This window comes from Micromonospora sp. CMU55-4 (assembly GCF_011602315.1).
GTDB classification, from domain to species: domain Bacteria; phylum Actinomycetota; class Actinomycetes; order Mycobacteriales; family Micromonosporaceae; genus Micromonospora; species Micromonospora chalcea.
Window position 1 is genome coordinate 25,931 of record NZ_JAAOLH010000019.1, and the last position, 14,779, is coordinate 40,709.

At 73.6% G+C, this 14,779-nt stretch carries 18 protein-coding genes; 11 read left to right on the forward strand and 7 right to left on the reverse strand.

The annotated features are described in order from the left end of the window. Positions 1-41 precede the first annotated feature (41 nt). The 5 genes from HA073_RS26380 to HA073_RS26400 all read left to right on the forward strand — a co-directional run bounded on the left by HA073_RS26380 (position 42) and on the right by HA073_RS26400 (position 2,511). The gene (locus HA073_RS26380; RefSeq protein ID WP_113973251.1) at positions 42-491 is read left to right on the forward strand and encodes a MarR family winged helix-turn-helix transcriptional regulator; all 450 of its coding nucleotides are present in this window, start codon (positions 42-44) and stop codon (positions 489-491) included. Further along, complete coding sequence (locus HA073_RS26385) at positions 488-1,303, forward strand: NAD(P)-dependent oxidoreductase (protein WP_166457534.1); 816 nt, start codon at positions 488-490, stop codon at positions 1,301-1,303. Before HA073_RS26380 ends, HA073_RS26385 begins: the two co-directional genes overlap by 4 nt. Positions 1,304-1,365: 62 nt before the next feature. Next, on the forward strand, positions 1,366-1,698 hold the full coding sequence (locus tag HA073_RS26390; protein WP_064447430.1) for a helix-turn-helix transcriptional regulator: 333 nt from the start codon (positions 1,366-1,368) through the stop codon (positions 1,696-1,698). Beyond that, complete coding sequence (locus HA073_RS26395) at positions 1,695-2,171, forward strand: SRPBCC domain-containing protein (protein ID WP_166457535.1); 477 nt, start codon at positions 1,695-1,697, stop codon at positions 2,169-2,171. The genes HA073_RS26390 and HA073_RS26395 overlap by 4 nt, the downstream gene beginning before the upstream one ends. After that, complete coding sequence (locus HA073_RS26400; RefSeq protein ID WP_043325175.1) at positions 2,149-2,511, forward strand: nuclear transport factor 2 family protein; 363 nt, start codon at positions 2,149-2,151, stop codon at positions 2,509-2,511. The genes HA073_RS26395 and HA073_RS26400 overlap by 23 nt, the downstream gene beginning before the upstream one ends. On the opposite strand, the gene ftrA is transcribed toward HA073_RS26400, so the two are convergent. Further along, the gene (gene ftrA / locus HA073_RS26405; RefSeq protein WP_166457536.1) at positions 2,484-3,476 is read right to left on the reverse strand and encodes a transcriptional regulator FtrA; all 993 of its coding nucleotides are present in this window, start codon (positions 3,474-3,476) and stop codon (positions 2,484-2,486) included. The two genes, HA073_RS26400 and ftrA, sit on opposite strands and share 28 nt — an antisense overlap. A 62-nt stretch (positions 3,477-3,538) precedes the next feature. Between ftrA and HA073_RS26410 the strand changes: the two genes are divergently transcribed. Continuing rightward, positions 3,539-4,003: a rhodanese-like domain-containing protein gene (locus HA073_RS26410; RefSeq protein WP_166457537.1), complete on the forward strand. Its 465-nt coding sequence runs from the start codon at positions 3,539-3,541 to the stop codon at positions 4,001-4,003. Between the two features lie 55 nt (positions 4,004-4,058). Further along, on the forward strand, positions 4,059-4,637 hold the full coding sequence (locus HA073_RS26415; RefSeq protein WP_166457538.1) for a dihydrofolate reductase family protein: 579 nt from the start codon (positions 4,059-4,061) through the stop codon (positions 4,635-4,637). On the opposite strand, the gene HA073_RS26420 is transcribed toward HA073_RS26415, so the two are convergent. Beyond that, complete coding sequence (locus tag HA073_RS26420; protein ID WP_166457539.1) at positions 4,619-5,329, reverse strand: helix-turn-helix domain-containing protein; 711 nt, start codon at positions 5,327-5,329, stop codon at positions 4,619-4,621. The genes HA073_RS26415 and HA073_RS26420 overlap by 19 nt on opposite strands. Positions 5,330-5,350: 21 nt before the next feature. Continuing rightward, positions 5,351-6,226: a sulfotransferase domain-containing protein gene (locus tag HA073_RS26425; RefSeq protein ID WP_113973256.1), complete on the reverse strand. Its 876-nt coding sequence runs from the start codon at positions 6,224-6,226 to the stop codon at positions 5,351-5,353. A gap of 321 nt (positions 6,227-6,547) precedes the next feature. On the opposite strand from HA073_RS26425, the gene HA073_RS30975 reads away from it, so the two are divergent. Together HA073_RS30975 and HA073_RS26430 are read left to right on the forward strand one after the other, a co-directional pair. Further along, positions 6,548-6,673: a hypothetical protein gene (locus tag HA073_RS30975; RefSeq protein ID WP_255358599.1), complete on the forward strand. Its 126-nt coding sequence runs from the start codon at positions 6,548-6,550 to the stop codon at positions 6,671-6,673. Positions 6,674-6,718: 45 nt separating this feature from the next. Continuing rightward, positions 6,719-7,144 (forward strand): VOC family protein, encoded by a 426-nt coding sequence (locus tag HA073_RS26430; RefSeq protein ID WP_166457565.1) that lies wholly within the window; start codon positions 6,719-6,721, stop codon positions 7,142-7,144. A 3-nt stretch (positions 7,145-7,147) separates the two neighbouring features. Here HA073_RS26430 and HA073_RS26435 read toward each other — a convergent pair whose 3' ends face one another. The 3 genes from HA073_RS26435 to HA073_RS26445 are packed head-to-tail and all read right to left on the reverse strand — an operon-like array spanning position 7,148 to position 9,788. Further along, positions 7,148-8,122 (reverse strand): BtrH N-terminal domain-containing protein, encoded by a 975-nt coding sequence (locus HA073_RS26435; RefSeq protein ID WP_309228064.1) that lies wholly within the window; start codon positions 8,120-8,122, stop codon positions 7,148-7,150. An 11-nt stretch (positions 8,123-8,133) separates the two neighbouring features. After that, a complete protein-coding gene (locus HA073_RS26440) occupies positions 8,134-9,162 on the reverse strand; it encodes a DUF3800 domain-containing protein (protein ID WP_166457541.1) in 1,029 nt (342 codons plus the stop codon). A 56-nt stretch (positions 9,163-9,218) separates the two neighbouring features. Then, on the reverse strand, positions 9,219-9,788 hold the full coding sequence (locus tag HA073_RS26445; RefSeq protein WP_166457542.1) for a DUF4240 domain-containing protein: 570 nt from the start codon (positions 9,786-9,788) through the stop codon (positions 9,219-9,221). A 93-nt stretch (positions 9,789-9,881) separates the two neighbouring features. Here HA073_RS26445 and HA073_RS26450 point away from each other — a divergent pair, with 93 nt between their 5' ends. Together HA073_RS26450 and HA073_RS26455 are read left to right on the forward strand one after the other, a co-directional pair. Beyond that, on the forward strand, positions 9,882-10,823 hold the full coding sequence (locus tag HA073_RS26450; protein WP_166457543.1) for an ATP-binding cassette domain-containing protein: 942 nt from the start codon (positions 9,882-9,884) through the stop codon (positions 10,821-10,823). Next, positions 10,820-11,566: an ABC transporter permease gene (locus tag HA073_RS26455; protein ID WP_166457544.1), complete on the forward strand. Its 747-nt coding sequence runs from the start codon at positions 10,820-10,822 to the stop codon at positions 11,564-11,566. The genes HA073_RS26450 and HA073_RS26455 overlap by 4 nt, the downstream gene beginning before the upstream one ends. Here the strand turns inward: HA073_RS26455 and HA073_RS26460 are convergent. Beyond that, a complete protein-coding gene (locus HA073_RS26460; protein ID WP_166457545.1) occupies positions 11,550-14,675 on the reverse strand; it encodes a BTAD domain-containing putative transcriptional regulator in 3,126 nt (1,041 codons plus the stop codon). The genes HA073_RS26455 and HA073_RS26460 overlap by 17 nt on opposite strands. Between the last annotated feature and the right edge of the window lie 104 nt (positions 14,676-14,779).

Genomic DNA, 14,779 nt, shown 5'->3' on the forward strand with positions numbered 1-14,779 from the left:
TGTCGTTAGGCACCTGACAATGTTGTCAGGTGCCTAACGACATGAACGCCTACGAGCTGGCCGCTCCGGGCGTCTGGGCGAAGAAATACTTCCTCGCCAGCCGGGCCCTGATGGAGTCCGTGCTGCGCCCCTACGATCTCGGGAACACCCAGTGGTACGTGTTGTACCGGCTGAGTGAGGGCCGGCCGGTCGGCCAGCGCACCCTCACCCGCGAACTGGAGGTCGAACGGGCGACCCTCAGCGCGGTGATCGCGGCGCTCGTCCGCAAAGGCCTGATCGAACAGGTGCCCGACCCGGACGACCAGCGTCAGAAACAGCTGCACATCACGCCGGCCGGCGTGAACCTGTGGCACTCGCTCCCCGATCCGATGGCGTTGATCGCGGAGGTCGCCTTCGGCGGGGTCGACCCCGCGGACATCGAGACCATGAATCGCGTCCTCAGCGGCGCGACCAGACGACTGATCGACTACCGGAAGGAGCACGGGTCATGACCGTTCTCGTGACCGGCGGAACGGGCCTGGTCGGCCCCCGCCTGCTCGGGCGACTCACCGCGGCGGGTGTCGAGTGCCGCGCCCTCGTCCGTCCCGGAAAAGCAGTGCCCGACGGCGTGCGGCGCGTCGAGGGTGACGTCCTCAGCCCCGAATCCCTGCCGGCAGCCGTGGAAGCCGTCACCGCGGTCATCCACCTGGCCGCCGTCTTCCGCACCCGCGACGACGAGCAGATCTGGGCCGTCAACCGTGACGGCACCCGCAACCTGATCGCCGCCGTCGAGAAGCACGCGCCGCAGGCCCGGTTCCTGCTGGCCAGCACCTCCCACGTCTACGGCGCCGACAGCACCCACCCCGGGCGTGAGGACGACCCCGTCGCGCCGACGCTGGCCTACCCCGCCAGCAAGATCGAAGCCGAGCAGCTGCTTCGCGCCAGCGGGCTCACCTGGGGCATCCTGCGCCTTCCCTTCATCTACGGCGACCGGGACGGGCACCTCGAATCGTTGCCCGAACTCGCGGCCGGCATGGGGTGGCACCCGGCACAGCGGCTGAGCGTCTGCCACCACGCCGACATCGCCACGGCGTTCGCACTGGCCCTCACGGGCGCGTTCGACAACCGCACCGTCAACATCGCCGACGAGTCGCCCCTGAGCATCTACGAGATGTCCCAGCTCGTCGGCTACTCCTACGGCTCCTCCGCCGAACCGCTCCGTCAGCCGTGGCGGGGGCAGATGGACATCAGCCTCGCCCGCAGCCTCGGCTTCACACCGACGATCAGCACCATCTACGAGGCCGTCCGCAGCGGCGCGCTCTGACCCGGCGCGAGCATAAACAAAGGGTTGTTTGCGCAAACCTGTGTTTGCGCTAGCGTGAGGGCATGCGCTCCGATCCGGACCTCGATCTCGCCTTCGCCGCGCTCGGCGACCCGGTCCGCCGCGCCCTGGTGACCCGCCTCGCGCGCGGGGAGGCCACCGTGGGCGAGCTGGGTGAGCCGTTCGACCTGACGCCGCAGGCGATCTCCCACCACGTCGGCGTGCTGCGCCGGTGCGGCCTGGTCGAGCAGCGGCGGGAGGGCACCCGGCGACCCTGCCGGCTGCGCGTCGACCAGCTCACCCGGCTCGGCTCGTGGATCGACGAGCAACGCCGCGCCTGGGACGACCGTCTCGACGCGCTGGAGACGCACCTCTCCGACCCGGAGGCGACCCGGTGAGGACGCGCGTCGAACGGCACGGCGACGAGCTGATCGCCCGGCGGCACCTGCCCGCCGTGCCGGACCGGGTCTGGGCGGCCTTCACCTCGCCGGCGAGCATCGCCGCGTTCTGGGGCGGGTCGCACGCCGACGTGCCGCCGGACTCGGTGACCGTCGACCTGCGGCCGGGCGGGGAGTTCGTCCTCGACACACGCGCGCCCGACGGCCGGACCGGGCGGCTCCGGTTCGTCTACGTCAGCGTGGACCCGCCACGGGAGCTGGTCTTCGACGAGCCGGTCACCGGCCTGCGTACGACCGTCACGCTCCGGCCCGCGCGCGACGGCACCGACCTGACGGTGCACCAGCGCAAGCTTCCGCCCGAGTTGCGTACCGACCAGGCCGCGGACGGGCTCGCCTCGATCCTCGACGCGCTCGCCGCCCACCTCCGACATCACGACGATGGAGACGACAGTGCCCCGAGCAACCCAGCGTGACCTGGTCGCGGAATACTTCGCCGGCTTCCGGGCGAGCGACCACGAGCGCATCCTCGCCACCCTCACCGACGACGTGGAGTGGGTCATCCACGGCCACCGCACCACCCGCGGCCGGGCCGAGTTCGACGGCGAGATCGAGAACCCCGCGTTCACCGGCAGTCCACGGCTCGACGTCGAGCGCGTGATCGAGGACGGGCCGGTCGTCGTGGTCACCGGCGAGGGCCGGGGCGCCACCGTCGCGCACGGGCCGTTCCGCTTCGCCTTCAACGACCTGTTCACGTTCCGGGACGGGCTCATCGCCCGCGTCGACTCCTACGTCGTACCGCTGCCCGGGGCGTGAGCGCCGCCTGACGCCCCGGTGAAGGCCCGCCGGTACGCCGACGGCGAGGTCCGCATCGCGGCGGTGAAGTGGCGCCGGAACGTCACCGCCGTCTCGAACCCCACAGTGGCGGCGACCTCCTCGATCGGCGCGCTCGTCGTCTCCAGCAGCGGCAGGCTGGCCTGGACGCGCCGGTCGATCAGCCAGCGGATCGGCGTGGTGCCGGTGGCCCGCGCGAAGTGCCGCAGGTACGTGCGGGGCGACATGTGCGCCTGCCGGGCCAGCCGGGCCACGGTGATCTCGGCGGTCAGGTTCGCCAGCGCCCACGACATGCTCGCGGCGAGCCGGTCGTCGCCGGGGTCGGCCGGGACCGGCGCCTCGACGAACTGCGCCTGGCCGCCGTCGCGGTGCGGCGGTACGACCAGCCGGCGGGCGACCGCGTTGGCGATCGTCGGCCCGTGGTCGCGGCGTACCAGGTGGACGCAGAGGTCGAGACCGGCCGCGCTGCCGGCGCCGGTGAGGACGTCCCCGTGGTCCACGTACAGCACGTCCGGGTCGACGCGTACCGCCGGGTGCCGCCGGGCGAGCAGGTCGGCGTACCGCCAGTGGGTGGTGGCCCGGCGGCCGTCGAGCAGGCCCGCGCCGGCCAGGGCGAACGCGCCCGAGCAGATCGACACGATCCGGGCGCCGCGCCGGTGCGCGGCACGCAACGCGGCGGTCAGCCGGGGCGACGGGTCGGCGTGCACGTCGGCGACGCCGGGCACGATCAGCGTGCCGGCGCCGGCGAACACGTCGAGGCCGTGGTCGGTGTGCAGCGTGGCGCCGCCGACCAGCCGCACCGCGCCGGGTGTCTCCGCGCAGACGGTCAGCTCGTACCAGGGCACGTCGAACTCCGGGCGGGGCAGGCCGAAGACCTCGGTGACGATCCCGGTCTCGAACACCGACATGCCCTCGTACGCCAGCACCGCCACAGTGGCACGGTTCATGGCGGGATGTTAGCGAAGGGCGGCGCTCACGCCACTGGGGCGGCCGGACGGCGGTCGGCACGATGGGTGCCATGTCGAACGTCCTGCGCATTCTCGCCGCCCGCCCCGCCGACGCCGTCGCCCACTACGCGGCCCGGCTCTCCTTCCAGGCCGACGTCAGCGACGTGCACGCCGATCTGGAAGCGGGCGTGACCGGCCTGGTCGTGGTCGACTCGCGCAGCCTCGCGGCGTGGCGGCAGGGGCACATCCCCGGCGCCGTCCACCTGCCCACCGCGCAGATCGCCGACCGGGCCGCCGAGCTGATCCCGGCGGACGCCACGGTGGTCACCTACTGCTGGGGACCGGGCTGCGACGGCGCCACCCGTGCGGCGCTGGAGTTCGCCCGGCTCGGCCGGCCGGTCAAGGAGATGATCGGCGGATACGAGTACTGGGTGCGGGAGGGCTTCCCGGTACGCACCGACGCGGGGCTCGTCCGCCGGCCCGCCGACGACCTCACCGCGCCGGCCGGGGCGTCGTGCGGCTGCTGAGGGCGTGTCGGTTCCGTACAAGACACCGGGTGGCGGGCGTTCCTAGCATTGCCGCATGCGTGATCTTGTCTACACCGGATTCATGTCGCTCGACGGCGTGGTGGACTCCCCCGGCGGCGGCCCGGGCGAGGACCACCGCAGCGGCGGCTGGGTCGTCAAGGACGTCGAGTTCCTGCCCGAGGCGTTCTCCCTCAAGGGCGAGGAGCTGGAGCAGACCACGGCGCTGATGTTCGGGCGGCGCAGCTACGAGGCGTTCGCGCCCACCTGGCGCGACTCCGAGGACCACGCCGCCTACCGGGACCTGCCGAAGTACGTGGTGTCGTCCAGCCTGCCCGACGACGCGCTGGTCGACGGCTGGGGACCGACGACGATCCTGCGCTCCACCGCCGACGTGGCCGCGCTCAAGCAGGGCGACGGCGGCGACATCTTCATCCACGGCAGCGCGGAACTCGCCCGCCGTCTCGCCGAGGCGGACCTGATCGAGCGGTACCACCTGCTCGTCTTCCCGGTGCTGCTCGGCGCCGGCAAGGGCCTGTTCACCCGGGCGGACCGGGACCGGCAGACGCTGCGGCTGCGCGACAGCGCCGCCTACCCCAACGGCGTCGTCAAGCTGATCTACGACGTGACCCGCTGAGCCGGGTCCAGCGCGATCGCGCCACCGGCGCCCGCGCGCAGCTCACCGGCCGTCCGTCCGACGTACCGGCGCAGCGCGCGGGCCAGGTGCGGCTCGTCCACGTACCCGAAGGTGGTGACCGCGTCGGCGGGCGGGCCGCCCGCGGCCAGCAGCACGGCGGCGCGGCGCGCGCGGTCGATCTGCCGCACCGCGCCCCGGGTCAGCCCGGTCGCGGCCCGGAAGCGGCGTTCGAGGGTACGCGGTGACGCCGGTGGACGGCCGCCGCGCAGGGTCTCGGTGACGAGCGGGTCGCGGACCACCACGCCGGCCCGGACCAGCCGCTCGACCAGGGCCTCGGCGTCGTCCGGGCCGGGTGTCTCCCACCAACCGCCGTCGAGGCGGAACGTCCGGCGGCTCACGTCGGGCAGCTCGGCGCCGCTGTCCACAAGCTCAGGCGTGGGTACGAGCCGCAGCGAGGTGCCGACCGCGAACTCGATACCGACGAAGCTCGCGCCCTCGGGCACCGGCGCGGCGCCGGTGGCGGTCTCGGGGCCGGAGACGGCCGCGTAGGAGTGCCCGTCGCGCTGCCAGAACACGAGCCCCCAGCACGGCGTCGCCACCGAGGTCATCTCGTCGACCCGGTCGCTGACGCAGGTCCACACGGTGTCGATCCAGGCCGAGTCGGACGCCCGTGTGGTGAACCGCAGCTCCACGGCAGGAGCATACGGCGACGGTCAGCGGGCCGGGGTCTCGTCCCGGGCGGGGTAGCCGAGGATCTCGGCGAGGTCACCGGCGGCGGCCGTGTACGCGGCGTAGATGTCGTCGTCGAAGTGGTTGCGCCAGTCGCCGGACGCGCCCTTGCGGTAGTGGGAGATCCGCCCGGGGGTCTCCTTCGACTTCTTCATCTTGGTGAAGCTGTAGCGGGCCAGCAGGGCCTCCAGCTCGGCCGGCGGCAGCGTGATCCCACAGTGCCGCAGAAGCTGGTCGACCTCTTCGGCCTGCCGCTCGCCGGTCAGGTCCTCGTAGCGGAACAGCCGGAACGTCTCGTCGCTCGGCGCGACCGCCCAGGACCGCATCTGCCCGAACTGCTTCTTGTCGCGCAGCCGGTCGATGACGTAGAGCATTCCCTCCTTCTTCGGCAGTTCCTGGAGGGCCTTGCGCGCCTGCGGGATGTCGCCCATCGGGGCGTGCGAGTTGCGCAGCGAGAAGTAGCTGGACACGACCACGTCGCGCGGGTCGCGGATCACGAAGAACGCGCGGTAGCTGCCGGCCTTGGGCACCGCCTCGAACCGCTTGTGGGAGAGGAAGATGGCCAGGCCGATGCGGCCGGCGGGCACCGGCGCGGTCGCGCCGCCGGAGTAGAAGCGCGGGTCGTAGGGCAGCAGCCCGCAGTGGCGGTAGACAGCCGGGTCACTGAACAACGCCTTGATCCACTGGCTGCCGGTCTTGCGGACGGTGCAGTGGAAGATGTTGGCGAACTCGCTGCGGGCCGCCACCGGAACGGTGAGTCGCATACGGGCGTTGCGCGCTTCCATCTGCGCCCGCCGGGCCTTGACGCGCAGAGAATTCGGCGAATTGTGCTTGGCGAATTCAACGGCCCGATTAATCATTTCCCAACCTCATCCGGACCCCGCGGAGCAGGGGCAGCACGAACACCCTTCCGCACGCCACGCAGGTGAAATCCGCAGACCTCGCCTGCTCCGCCCCGCGCCCCGACGCGCCGCTAGGAATATCCCCGACGGTCCGATTAATGTCAATCCCGGTCACCTGGGAGAACGCTGAAAATCTACAATTTCTCTAGGAATTGCGGAATAAGGGCGAGGGTCAGGTCGCGGCGCGCAACACGTCCGCCATCGTCTGCTCATCGCGACGGCGGCCCGACCCGGCGGCCCTCGCCGGGCGCGGCGACCTGGCCGGGCGGGCTGTTCGCGGTGACGCTCGTGGCGCACGGGTCGGAGTTCGGCTGGAGGACGCCGTGGCGGGACCTGCTGATCGGGTTGCGCCGCCATCCGGACGCGGACGTGCGGGAAGCGGCGTACACGCTCGACATGAGCTGACCAGGCCGGACGTCGCCCTATGCTCGGGGCGTGACGCTTCAGCGGATGGACCACGTCAGCGTCGTGGTGGACGACCTGCCGGCCGCGATCGCCTTCTTCACCGAACTCGGGATGGAGGTCGAGGGCGAGATGCCGGTCGAGGGGGCCTGGGTGGACCGGGTCAACGGCATCGACGGCGTGCGTGTCGACATCGCGATGATGCGGACGCCGGACGGCCACGGCAAGCTCGAACTGACGCGGTTCCGGGCGCCGGCACTCGTCGCCGCCGAACCGCCGGCCGCGCCGCCGAACACGCTCGGGCTGCGGTCGGTCATGTTCGCCGTCGACGACGTCGACGACACGGTGGCCCGGCTGCGGGCCCACGGCGGTGAGCTGATCGGTGAGGTGGCGGACTACGGGGACGTCTACCGGCTGTGCTACCTGCGCGGCCCGGCGGGCGTCATCGTGGCGCTGGCCGAGCAGCTGAGCTGACGCCTACCGCGCGTCGACCGCGGCCAGCACTGTCATCGCCTCGCGTTCGCGTACGGCCAGGTCGGCCAGGACCGCCGACGCGCGGGCCAGGTGGACCGCGTCGCCGGTCCGCCCGGCGGTGGCGATGTGGTCGGCGACGGCGGTCCACAGCGGCGCGATGTCGGCGTACATCAGCTGCGCCCGGCGCAGGTGGGCGTCGCCGGTGACGGTGGCGGCCTCGGCGAGGAAGTCCCGGTACATGGCGCGGAACAGCGCGCCGCCGGTGCCGCCGCGTTCCATCAGCGTCGCGGCGAGCGGCAGGTCACGTGCCGGGTCGGCGGCGCGGTCCAGCCAGCGGGTCACCCGGGCGGCGGCGGTGGCGATCCCCCGGTGGCCGAGGTTGGCGATCGGCGGGTCGAGGAACGCTGCGGCGTTGGCGCGTACCGCCGCGCGGATCGCCGTGCCCAGGTCCGGCGGGCCGCCGGGCGCGGTGAGCGTGTACGACAGGTGGCGCGCGGTCATCGGCCCCCGCGCGGCACGGGCCCGGGCCAGGCTGTCCAGCGTGGTGGTCACCGCGCCGCCCTGCTGGGCGGTGTCGACCAGGTGGGCGTGGGTGTCGTCGTAGCCGTAGATGGCGACGGTGTGCCCGCCGAAGTGGACCCGGGTGGTGAAGTAGTCCAGGTGGTACGAGTCCAGTTGCAGGCCGACCGGCTGCCCCGCGTCCAGCGCCTCGGTGACGTTGCGCCACGCCCTGGCCGCCGACGTCGTCTCCCGTACCCGAAGGTCCAGGCCGAGGCGGTGGGCGGCGGCGCGGGTCACGCACAGCGGCTTGGTGCGCCCGCCGAGGAACGGCACGTCCATGCTCTTGGCGTCCCAGTAGACGAAGCCGAGCCCCTCGCCGAGGCCGAACAGCATGGGCTCGGAGAGGTCCAGGCCCGCGTGCCGGGTCAGCACGCCGAGCGTGGTGGTCTCGCAGTGCAGTCCGGGGCGAGGCGTCACGCCACTCAGGATCACGTAGCCTCCTGTTCCGCCGGCTCGGCTGCGGCGTTCGGGGCGGGTGGGGACAGCAGCGGGCGCAACGGCCCGTCGCCGGGGGCGCCGGGCATCCGGCGGGCCACCCCGGCGAGCAGGTCGGCGGCCTGGACGCGCGGGTCGTCGCGCGAGTCGGTCATCACCAGCCCGGCCAGCGGCGACGGGCCGGCCGGGTCGCTGGCGGCCAGCGCCGCCTGGAGTCGGCGGAGCCGGTCCTCGGTGAGCGCGCTCTGCTCGTCGTGGATCACCAGCACCCGCCGCCGGCCGGCGCTCCAGTGCAGGACGGTCTCGGCCAGCGCCGGCAGCAGCGGTTCCAGCGGTGGCGGAATCGTCCGGTCACCCGCGTACAACCGGGCCTGCACCGCTGCCACGCGGGCCGGGTCGAGCGCGTCGAGGACCGTGCCGGCCCGCGTGTCGCCGACGTGGCGCCGCAGCACGTCGCGCGCGGCGAAGAACCGCTCGACGCTACGGTCGTCCGCGCGGTCCCGCCGCTTGGTGCGCAGCATCTCGACCACTGCGGCGAGGAAGGCCGCCCAGTCGGGCCCGGCCGCCCGCCCGGCCCGGTGCAGCGCCGCCGCGGCCGGACGCCGGTCACCGGCGAGGCGGGTGCCCGCCGCGTAGGACGGCTCGGCCAGCAGCAGGTCGACGACCCGGGTGGCGAGGAAGAACTCCTTGTCGACGAGGTGCACGTGGGCCCGGCCGCGTAGCGCCGCCAGGAACCACTGCACCGCCTCGGCGGCTTCGCGACGGCGCAGGAACTGCCGGGACTTGACCTCGTCGGGCGAGAACCGGAACCCGGACCGCAGCGTACGGATCAGCTCGGCGGCTTCGTCGCGGCCCAGGTCGACGCTGGCGTGGACGATCACCGGGGTGGCCGGGTCGAGCAGGTTGGTGCCGGAGAAGCCGGACTCGTCGCAGGCGATCTCCACGACCGGTCCGGTCACCGCGCCGGGCGGCGGCAGCCCGCCCTGAAGCGGCAACCTGGTGGTGGACGTGCCCCCGGCCATGCCGACATGTTCACCCGCCGGGCGCGCCGGGGCCAGCAGATTCGGCCACGCCGGCGTCATTCCAGCGGCCGGTAGATCGCCGCGAGTCGCGGCAGACGGGCGCGCATCTGCTCGTCGTCGTCGAAGTCGAAGTCCTCCCCGGCCGGGTCGGCCGGCGATGGGCCGGGAGCTGCCCGGTCGGCGGCGTCGAGCGCCTCCCAGAACGCGTCCGTGCCACCGCCGGTCGCCGCCGCGTACGCGTCGCCCGCCGCGCCCAGCACCGCCTCGCAGTCGAGCGCGTCGTCGTCCGGGTCGACACCGGCGTCGGCGAGGGAGTCGGGATCGGCGACGGCCCGCTCCCAGACCGCCCGTCCCTGCGCCACCAGCCAGCCGCGGAAGTAGTCGAACCCGTCGTCCGAGCAGCCGCCGCGCATCAGGTAGGCGGCCGCCCACAGATCCCAGCGCCACCCCTCCGACGTCACGTCGTCGTATGCCTGCTCGAAGCCCACGATCGCCGCCGGACTCATCGCCGATAGCTCCGCCACCAGGTGCCGGGCCACCGCGTCGGCGCCCTCGGCGGTGACCGTCTCGCGGCCTGCGGCGCGGCGCGCCCGCTCCACGATTTCCCAGAACGTCTCCCGATCCACGGCGGGACCGTACGCTGGCCCACCGACAAGCTGTCAGCGGCCGTGTCAGCGCCGTGTCAGGGCGGTGGCGGTACGGCCGCCCATGGTGGTCGCATGACGAGTTCAGCGATAGCGGCCTCCGGGCTGCGCAAGGCGTACAAGGACCGGGTGGTGCTCGACGGCATCGACCTGGACGTCCCCGCCGGCACGATCTTCTCCCTCCTCGGCCCGAACGGTGCCGGCAAGACCACGACCGTGAACATCCTGACCACGCTGATCCGCGCCGACGGCGGATCGGTGCGGGTGGCCGGGCACGACGTGGCCACCGAGGCCAGGGCGGTCCGCGCGGCGATCGGCGTGACCGGGCAGTTCGCGGCGGTGGACGAACTGCTCACCGGGCGGGAGAACCTGCAACTGATGGTCGACCTCGGGCCGCGCAACCGGGTGACCGGCAAGCGGGTCGTCGCCGAACTGCTGGAACGGTTCGACCTGGTCGAGGCCGCCGACAAGCTGGTGTCGACGTACTCCGGGGGCATGCGCCGCAAACTGGACCTCGCGATGACGCTGGTCGGCGAGCCGCGGATCATCTTCCTGGACGAGCCGACGACCGGGCTGGACCCGCGCAGCCGCCGGACCATGTGGTCGATCATCAGGGAGCTGGTCGCCGGCGGCGTGACAGTCTTCCTCACCACCCAGTACCTCGACGAGGCCGACCGCCTCGCCGACCGGATCGCGGTGCTCGACCAGGGCCGGCTGGTCGCCCAGGGCACGCCGGAGGAGCTGAAGCGCCGGATCCCCGGCACGCACGTGCGGTTGCGGTTCGGCACCGGCGCCGAACTGGACGCGGCGGCGCTGGTGCTGCCCGAGGCGGTACGCGACGAGGAGGCGCTGGCCCTGCGCGTGCCCACCGACGGCGGAACCGCCTCGTTGCGCGCCCTGCTCGACCGGCTCGACGCGCACGCGATCAGCGCCGACGACCTGTCCGTGCAGACCCCCGACCTCGACGACGTCTTTCTGGCCCTGACCGGCCGTACCCCGGAGGTGGCCGCCAAATGAGCCGCAACCATTCGGTCGTCATGCTGCGCCGCAACCTGACGCACCTGCGCCGCAACCCGACCTCGGTGTTCAACGCCGTGCTGATGCCGATCATCGTGATGCTGATGTTCGTGTACATGCTCGGCGACGCGTTCTCCGTCGGCGTCGACTACGTCGACTACGCGACGCCGGGCCTGATGCTGCTGGCGGTCTGCTACGGCCTCGGCGGCACCGCGACGTCGGTGAACTCCGACATGACGAAGGGCATCATCAACCGGTTCAAGGTCATGCACGTGTCCCGGGGCGCGGTGCTGACCGGCCACGTCGTGGCCACCGTGCTGACGAACGTCCTCGCGGTCGCGGCCCTGGTCGGGGTGGCGTTCCTGCTGGGCTTCCGCCCGGCCGCCGAGCCGCTGCACTGGCTCGGTGCGGCCGGCGTGGTGGTGCTGCTCAGCGTCGCGGTCAGCTGGTTCACCGTCGCGCTGGGCCTGTTCGCCAAGTCGCCGGAGTCGGCGGGCATGGCCTCCGTGCCGCTGGTCCTGCTGCCGTTCTTCAGCAGCGCGATCGTGCCCGCCGACAAGATGGGGCCGGGCCTGCGGCAGTTCGCCGAGTACCAGCCGTTCACGCCGATCATCGAGACGCTGCGCGGCCTGCTCGAGGGCGCGCCGTCGGCCGGTGACGTGATCCCCGCGCTCGCCTGGTGCGCCGGCATCGCGGTAATCGGCTACCTGTGGGCGCGGTCCACGTTCACGAAGCGAGCGTGACCTCGACCAAGTGCTCCCAGCCGGTCTCCCGGCCCTGTGCGACCGCCTCGGCGAACCCCGCGTCGCCGAGGCGGTCGCGCGCCGCCGCCTCGATCCGGGGCACGTCGGGGTGGGTGCGGTCGGGCTGGCCGCGTACCGCGGTGGCGGCGCCGAGCAGCCGCGCCGCCTGGTCCGGCCGGTCCAGCCGCACCGCCAGGTCCGCGACACCGACGAGCACCTGCGCGGTCAGCGGCGCGTAGCCCCCCTCGCGCGCCGCGCGGCACGCCGCCGCCCGATGGGTACGCGACAGCTCGACGTCCTCGGCCAGGTAACCCAGCAGATCCTGGGTGCCCGCCCGGACACTGGCCAGGTCCGCCTCGTCGCCGAGCAGCGCCGACACGGACCGCAGCTGCGCGTACGCCTCGTCCGCGTCACCGTCGTGGCGGGCCAGGTACGCCCGGACCAGCGCCAGTTCGGCCAGCGCCCCCGGCCAGGCGACCCCGGCGGCGAGCCGGTACGCCTCGGCCAGCGCGTCGGCGCTCGCCGCCTCGTCGCCGCCCAGCCGGTACAGCCAGGACAGCCGTGCCCGCATCCGGATCACGTCCTCGACGGCGCCGACCTCGGTGACCGCCGTGACCGCCTGCTCGTAGTAGTCGCAGGCGGCGGCGACGTCACCGCGCACGGCGATCAGCTCGGCCAGCTCACTGAGCGCGAACGAGATCCCGAAGCGTTCGCCCACCGCCCGGAACTCGGCGAGCGCCTGCCGCAGGCACGCCTCCGCCTGCGCCGCCTCCATGCCGAGGATGACCCGCAGCTTGCCCAGGTGCAGCCGGGCCAGCGCGCGTACCCACGGATCCTCGTGGTCGAGCAGCGACTCCCATGCGGGCAGCAGCGCGTCCGGTTCCCGCAGCATCCGCTCCATCGGCACGACCAGGGCCAGCTCCGGGTGGCCGCCGCGACCCTCCCCGCTCAGCCGGTACGCCTTGTGGATCCACTCGGCCGCGTGCTGCGCGTCGCCCGGCCCGGAACTGAGGAACAGCACCACCAGTCCGTACACCACGGCCTGGGTGTCGTCGGGCACCTCACCGGGCGCCTCGGTGGCCGCGATGATCAGTTCCATGCCCTCGGTGCGGTGTCCGCCGAGCCACCAGTACCAGCCGGCGCCGGCCGCGAGCCGCATCGCCTCGGGTCCCTCACCCGCGGCGAGCGCGCCACGCATCGCGGCGGTGATGTTGTCGTGTTCGGCGTCCAGCCGGGCGAGCCAGGTGAGCTGGTCGGCGCGGCGCAGCCGCGGCTCGGCGGTCTCGGCCAGCGCGGTGAAGTACGCCAGGTGCGCGCGTCGCGCGGTGTCCGCCTCCCCCGCCTCGGCGAGCCGCTGCGCGGCGTACTCCTTGATCGTGCCGAGCATCCGGTAGCGTGGCGCGACGTCGCCGGCGGCGACCAGCAGCGACTTCTCGGTCAGCGCGGTGAGCAGGTCGAGCACGTCGCCCGGCGCGACGGTGCCGCCGGCGCAGACCCGCTCGGCCGCGTCCAGGCCCGCCCCGCCGGAGAACACCGACAGCCGGCGCAGCACCGCGCGTTCGGCGTCGCTGAGCAGTTCCCAGCTCCAGTCGACCATTGCGCGCAGCGTCCGGTGCCGGGGCAGGGCGGTCCGGCTGCCGCCGGTGAGCAGCCGGAACCGGTCGTCGAGCCGGGTGGCGAGCTGGTCGACGGACATGGCGCGCAACCGTGCCGCCGCCAGCTCGATGGCCAGCGGCATGCCGTCGAGCGCGCGGCAGATCCGCGCCATGGTCGCCGACGTGTGGCCGTCGTACGCCAGGTCGCGGCGGACGGCGGCGGCCCGGTCCCGCAGCAGGCGCACGGCGGGCGACGACTCGACCTCGGCGGCAGTGGCGTCGCCGCCGGGCAGGCCCAGCGGCGCGACCGGCCACAACGCCTCCCCGGTGATGCCCAGCGGCTCCCGGCTGGTGGCCAGGATCCGCAGCCGCCGGCACTCGCCGAGCAGCCGGTACGCCAGCGCCGCCGCCGCCTCGACGACGTGTTCGCAGTTGTCCAGGATCAGCAGCATCTCCCGGTCCCGGATCGCCGCCACCAGCCGGTCGACCGGCTCCGCGCTGCCCGCGTCGCCGAGCAGCGCGTCCCGCAGGCCGAGCCCGGAGATCGTCGCCTGCACCACGTCCCCGTCGGCGCTGACGGCCGCGAACTCCACCAGCCACACGCCGTCCGGCAGGTCGCCGGTCAACCGGCGCCCGGTCTCGGTGGCCAGCCTGGTCTTCCCCGAGCCGCCCGGGCCGGTGAGCGTGGTGAGCCGGTGCTCGGCCACCAGCGCACCGACCGCGGCGAGGTCGGCGTCCCGGCCGACGAAGCTGGTCAGCTCGGCGCGCAGGTTGGTCCGGCGGGTGTCCTCCCGGCGTACCGTCTCGCCGCGCAGCAGCGCGACGTGCAGCGCCGACAGTTCCGGTGACGGGTCGGCGCCCAAGGCGTCGGCGAGCGCGTCGGCGGTGCGCCGGTAGACGAGCAGCGCCTCGGTGTCCCGGCCGGCGGCGACGAGCGCGCGCATCAGCGCCATGGCGAGCCGCTCGCGCACCGGATGGGCGGCCACCAGGTCGGTCAGCTCCGGGATCAGGTCGGGCCCGGTCTCCGCGTCGTACCGGTCCTCGGTTGCGGTCAGGCGCAGCCGTTCCAGCCGGGTGGCCGCCGCGTCGAGCGCCGGGCTGTCGGGCAGGCCGATGTCGCGCAGCGCGTCGCCGCGCCACAGCCCGAGCGCCTCGCGCAGCAGCCGTACCCGCTGCGGCCCGTCGCCGTCGCGGGCCCGCAGCAGCAGGCGTTCGAACCGTACGGCGTCGACGGCGTCGGGCTCGACGGCGAGCCGGTAGCCGTCGGGCAACCCGTCGACGACGCCCGCCGGCAGCGCCTTGCGCAGCCGGGAGACGAGGCGTTGCAGCGCGTTGGCGGCGTCGGCGGGCGGGTGTTCGCCCCAGATCCAGTCGACGAGCGTCGCCTTCGGGACCACCCGGCCGGGCTGGAGCGCGAGGGCGGCCAGCAGCCCGCGCAGCCGCGCGCCCGGCACGTCGGCCGGGACACCGGCGTCCGTGGTGACCTGGAACGGCCCGAGCAACCCGATCTGCACCCGGCCGATCCTGCCACGCCCTGCGATTCGATCCGGTCCGCCGGGCGCGGGGGTCAGGTGGCCAGGCGCAGGTGCCGGCGCTGCCGCACCGCGGCGGCCCTCAC

What these genes read in the sequence shown, in the direction of transcription:
- HA073_RS26380 (WP_113973251.1), top strand. Translation starts at nt 42, where the DNA reads ATGAACGCCTACGAGCTGGCCGCTCCGGGCGTCTGGGCGAAGAAATAC.
- HA073_RS26385 (WP_166457534.1), top strand. Translation starts at nt 488, where the DNA reads ATGACCGTTCTCGTGACCGGCGGAACGGGCCTGGTCGGCCCCCGCCTG.
- HA073_RS26390 (WP_064447430.1), top strand. Translation starts at nt 1,366, where the DNA reads ATGCGCTCCGATCCGGACCTCGATCTCGCCTTCGCCGCGCTCGGCGAC.
- ftrA (WP_166457536.1), bottom strand. Translation starts at nt 3,476, where the DNA reads ATGAACCGTGCCACTGTGGCGGTGCTGGCGTACGAGGGCATGTCGGTG.
- HA073_RS26410 (WP_166457537.1), top strand. Translation starts at nt 3,539, where the DNA reads ATGGGTGCCATGTCGAACGTCCTGCGCATTCTCGCCGCCCGCCCCGCC.
- HA073_RS26415 (WP_166457538.1), top strand. Translation starts at nt 4,059, where the DNA reads ATGCGTGATCTTGTCTACACCGGATTCATGTCGCTCGACGGCGTGGTG.
- HA073_RS26425 (WP_113973256.1), bottom strand. Translation starts at nt 6,226, where the DNA reads ATGATTAATCGGGCCGTTGAATTCGCCAAGCACAATTCGCCGAATTCT.
- HA073_RS26430 (WP_166457565.1), top strand. Translation starts at nt 6,719, where the DNA reads ATGGACCACGTCAGCGTCGTGGTGGACGACCTGCCGGCCGCGATCGCC.
- HA073_RS26440 (WP_166457541.1), bottom strand. Translation starts at nt 9,162, where the DNA reads ATGGCCGGGGGCACGTCCACCACCAGGTTGCCGCTTCAGGGCGGGCTG.
- HA073_RS26450 (WP_166457543.1), top strand. Translation starts at nt 9,882, where the DNA reads ATGACGAGTTCAGCGATAGCGGCCTCCGGGCTGCGCAAGGCGTACAAG.
- HA073_RS26455 (WP_166457544.1), top strand. Translation starts at nt 10,820, where the DNA reads ATGAGCCGCAACCATTCGGTCGTCATGCTGCGCCGCAACCTGACGCAC.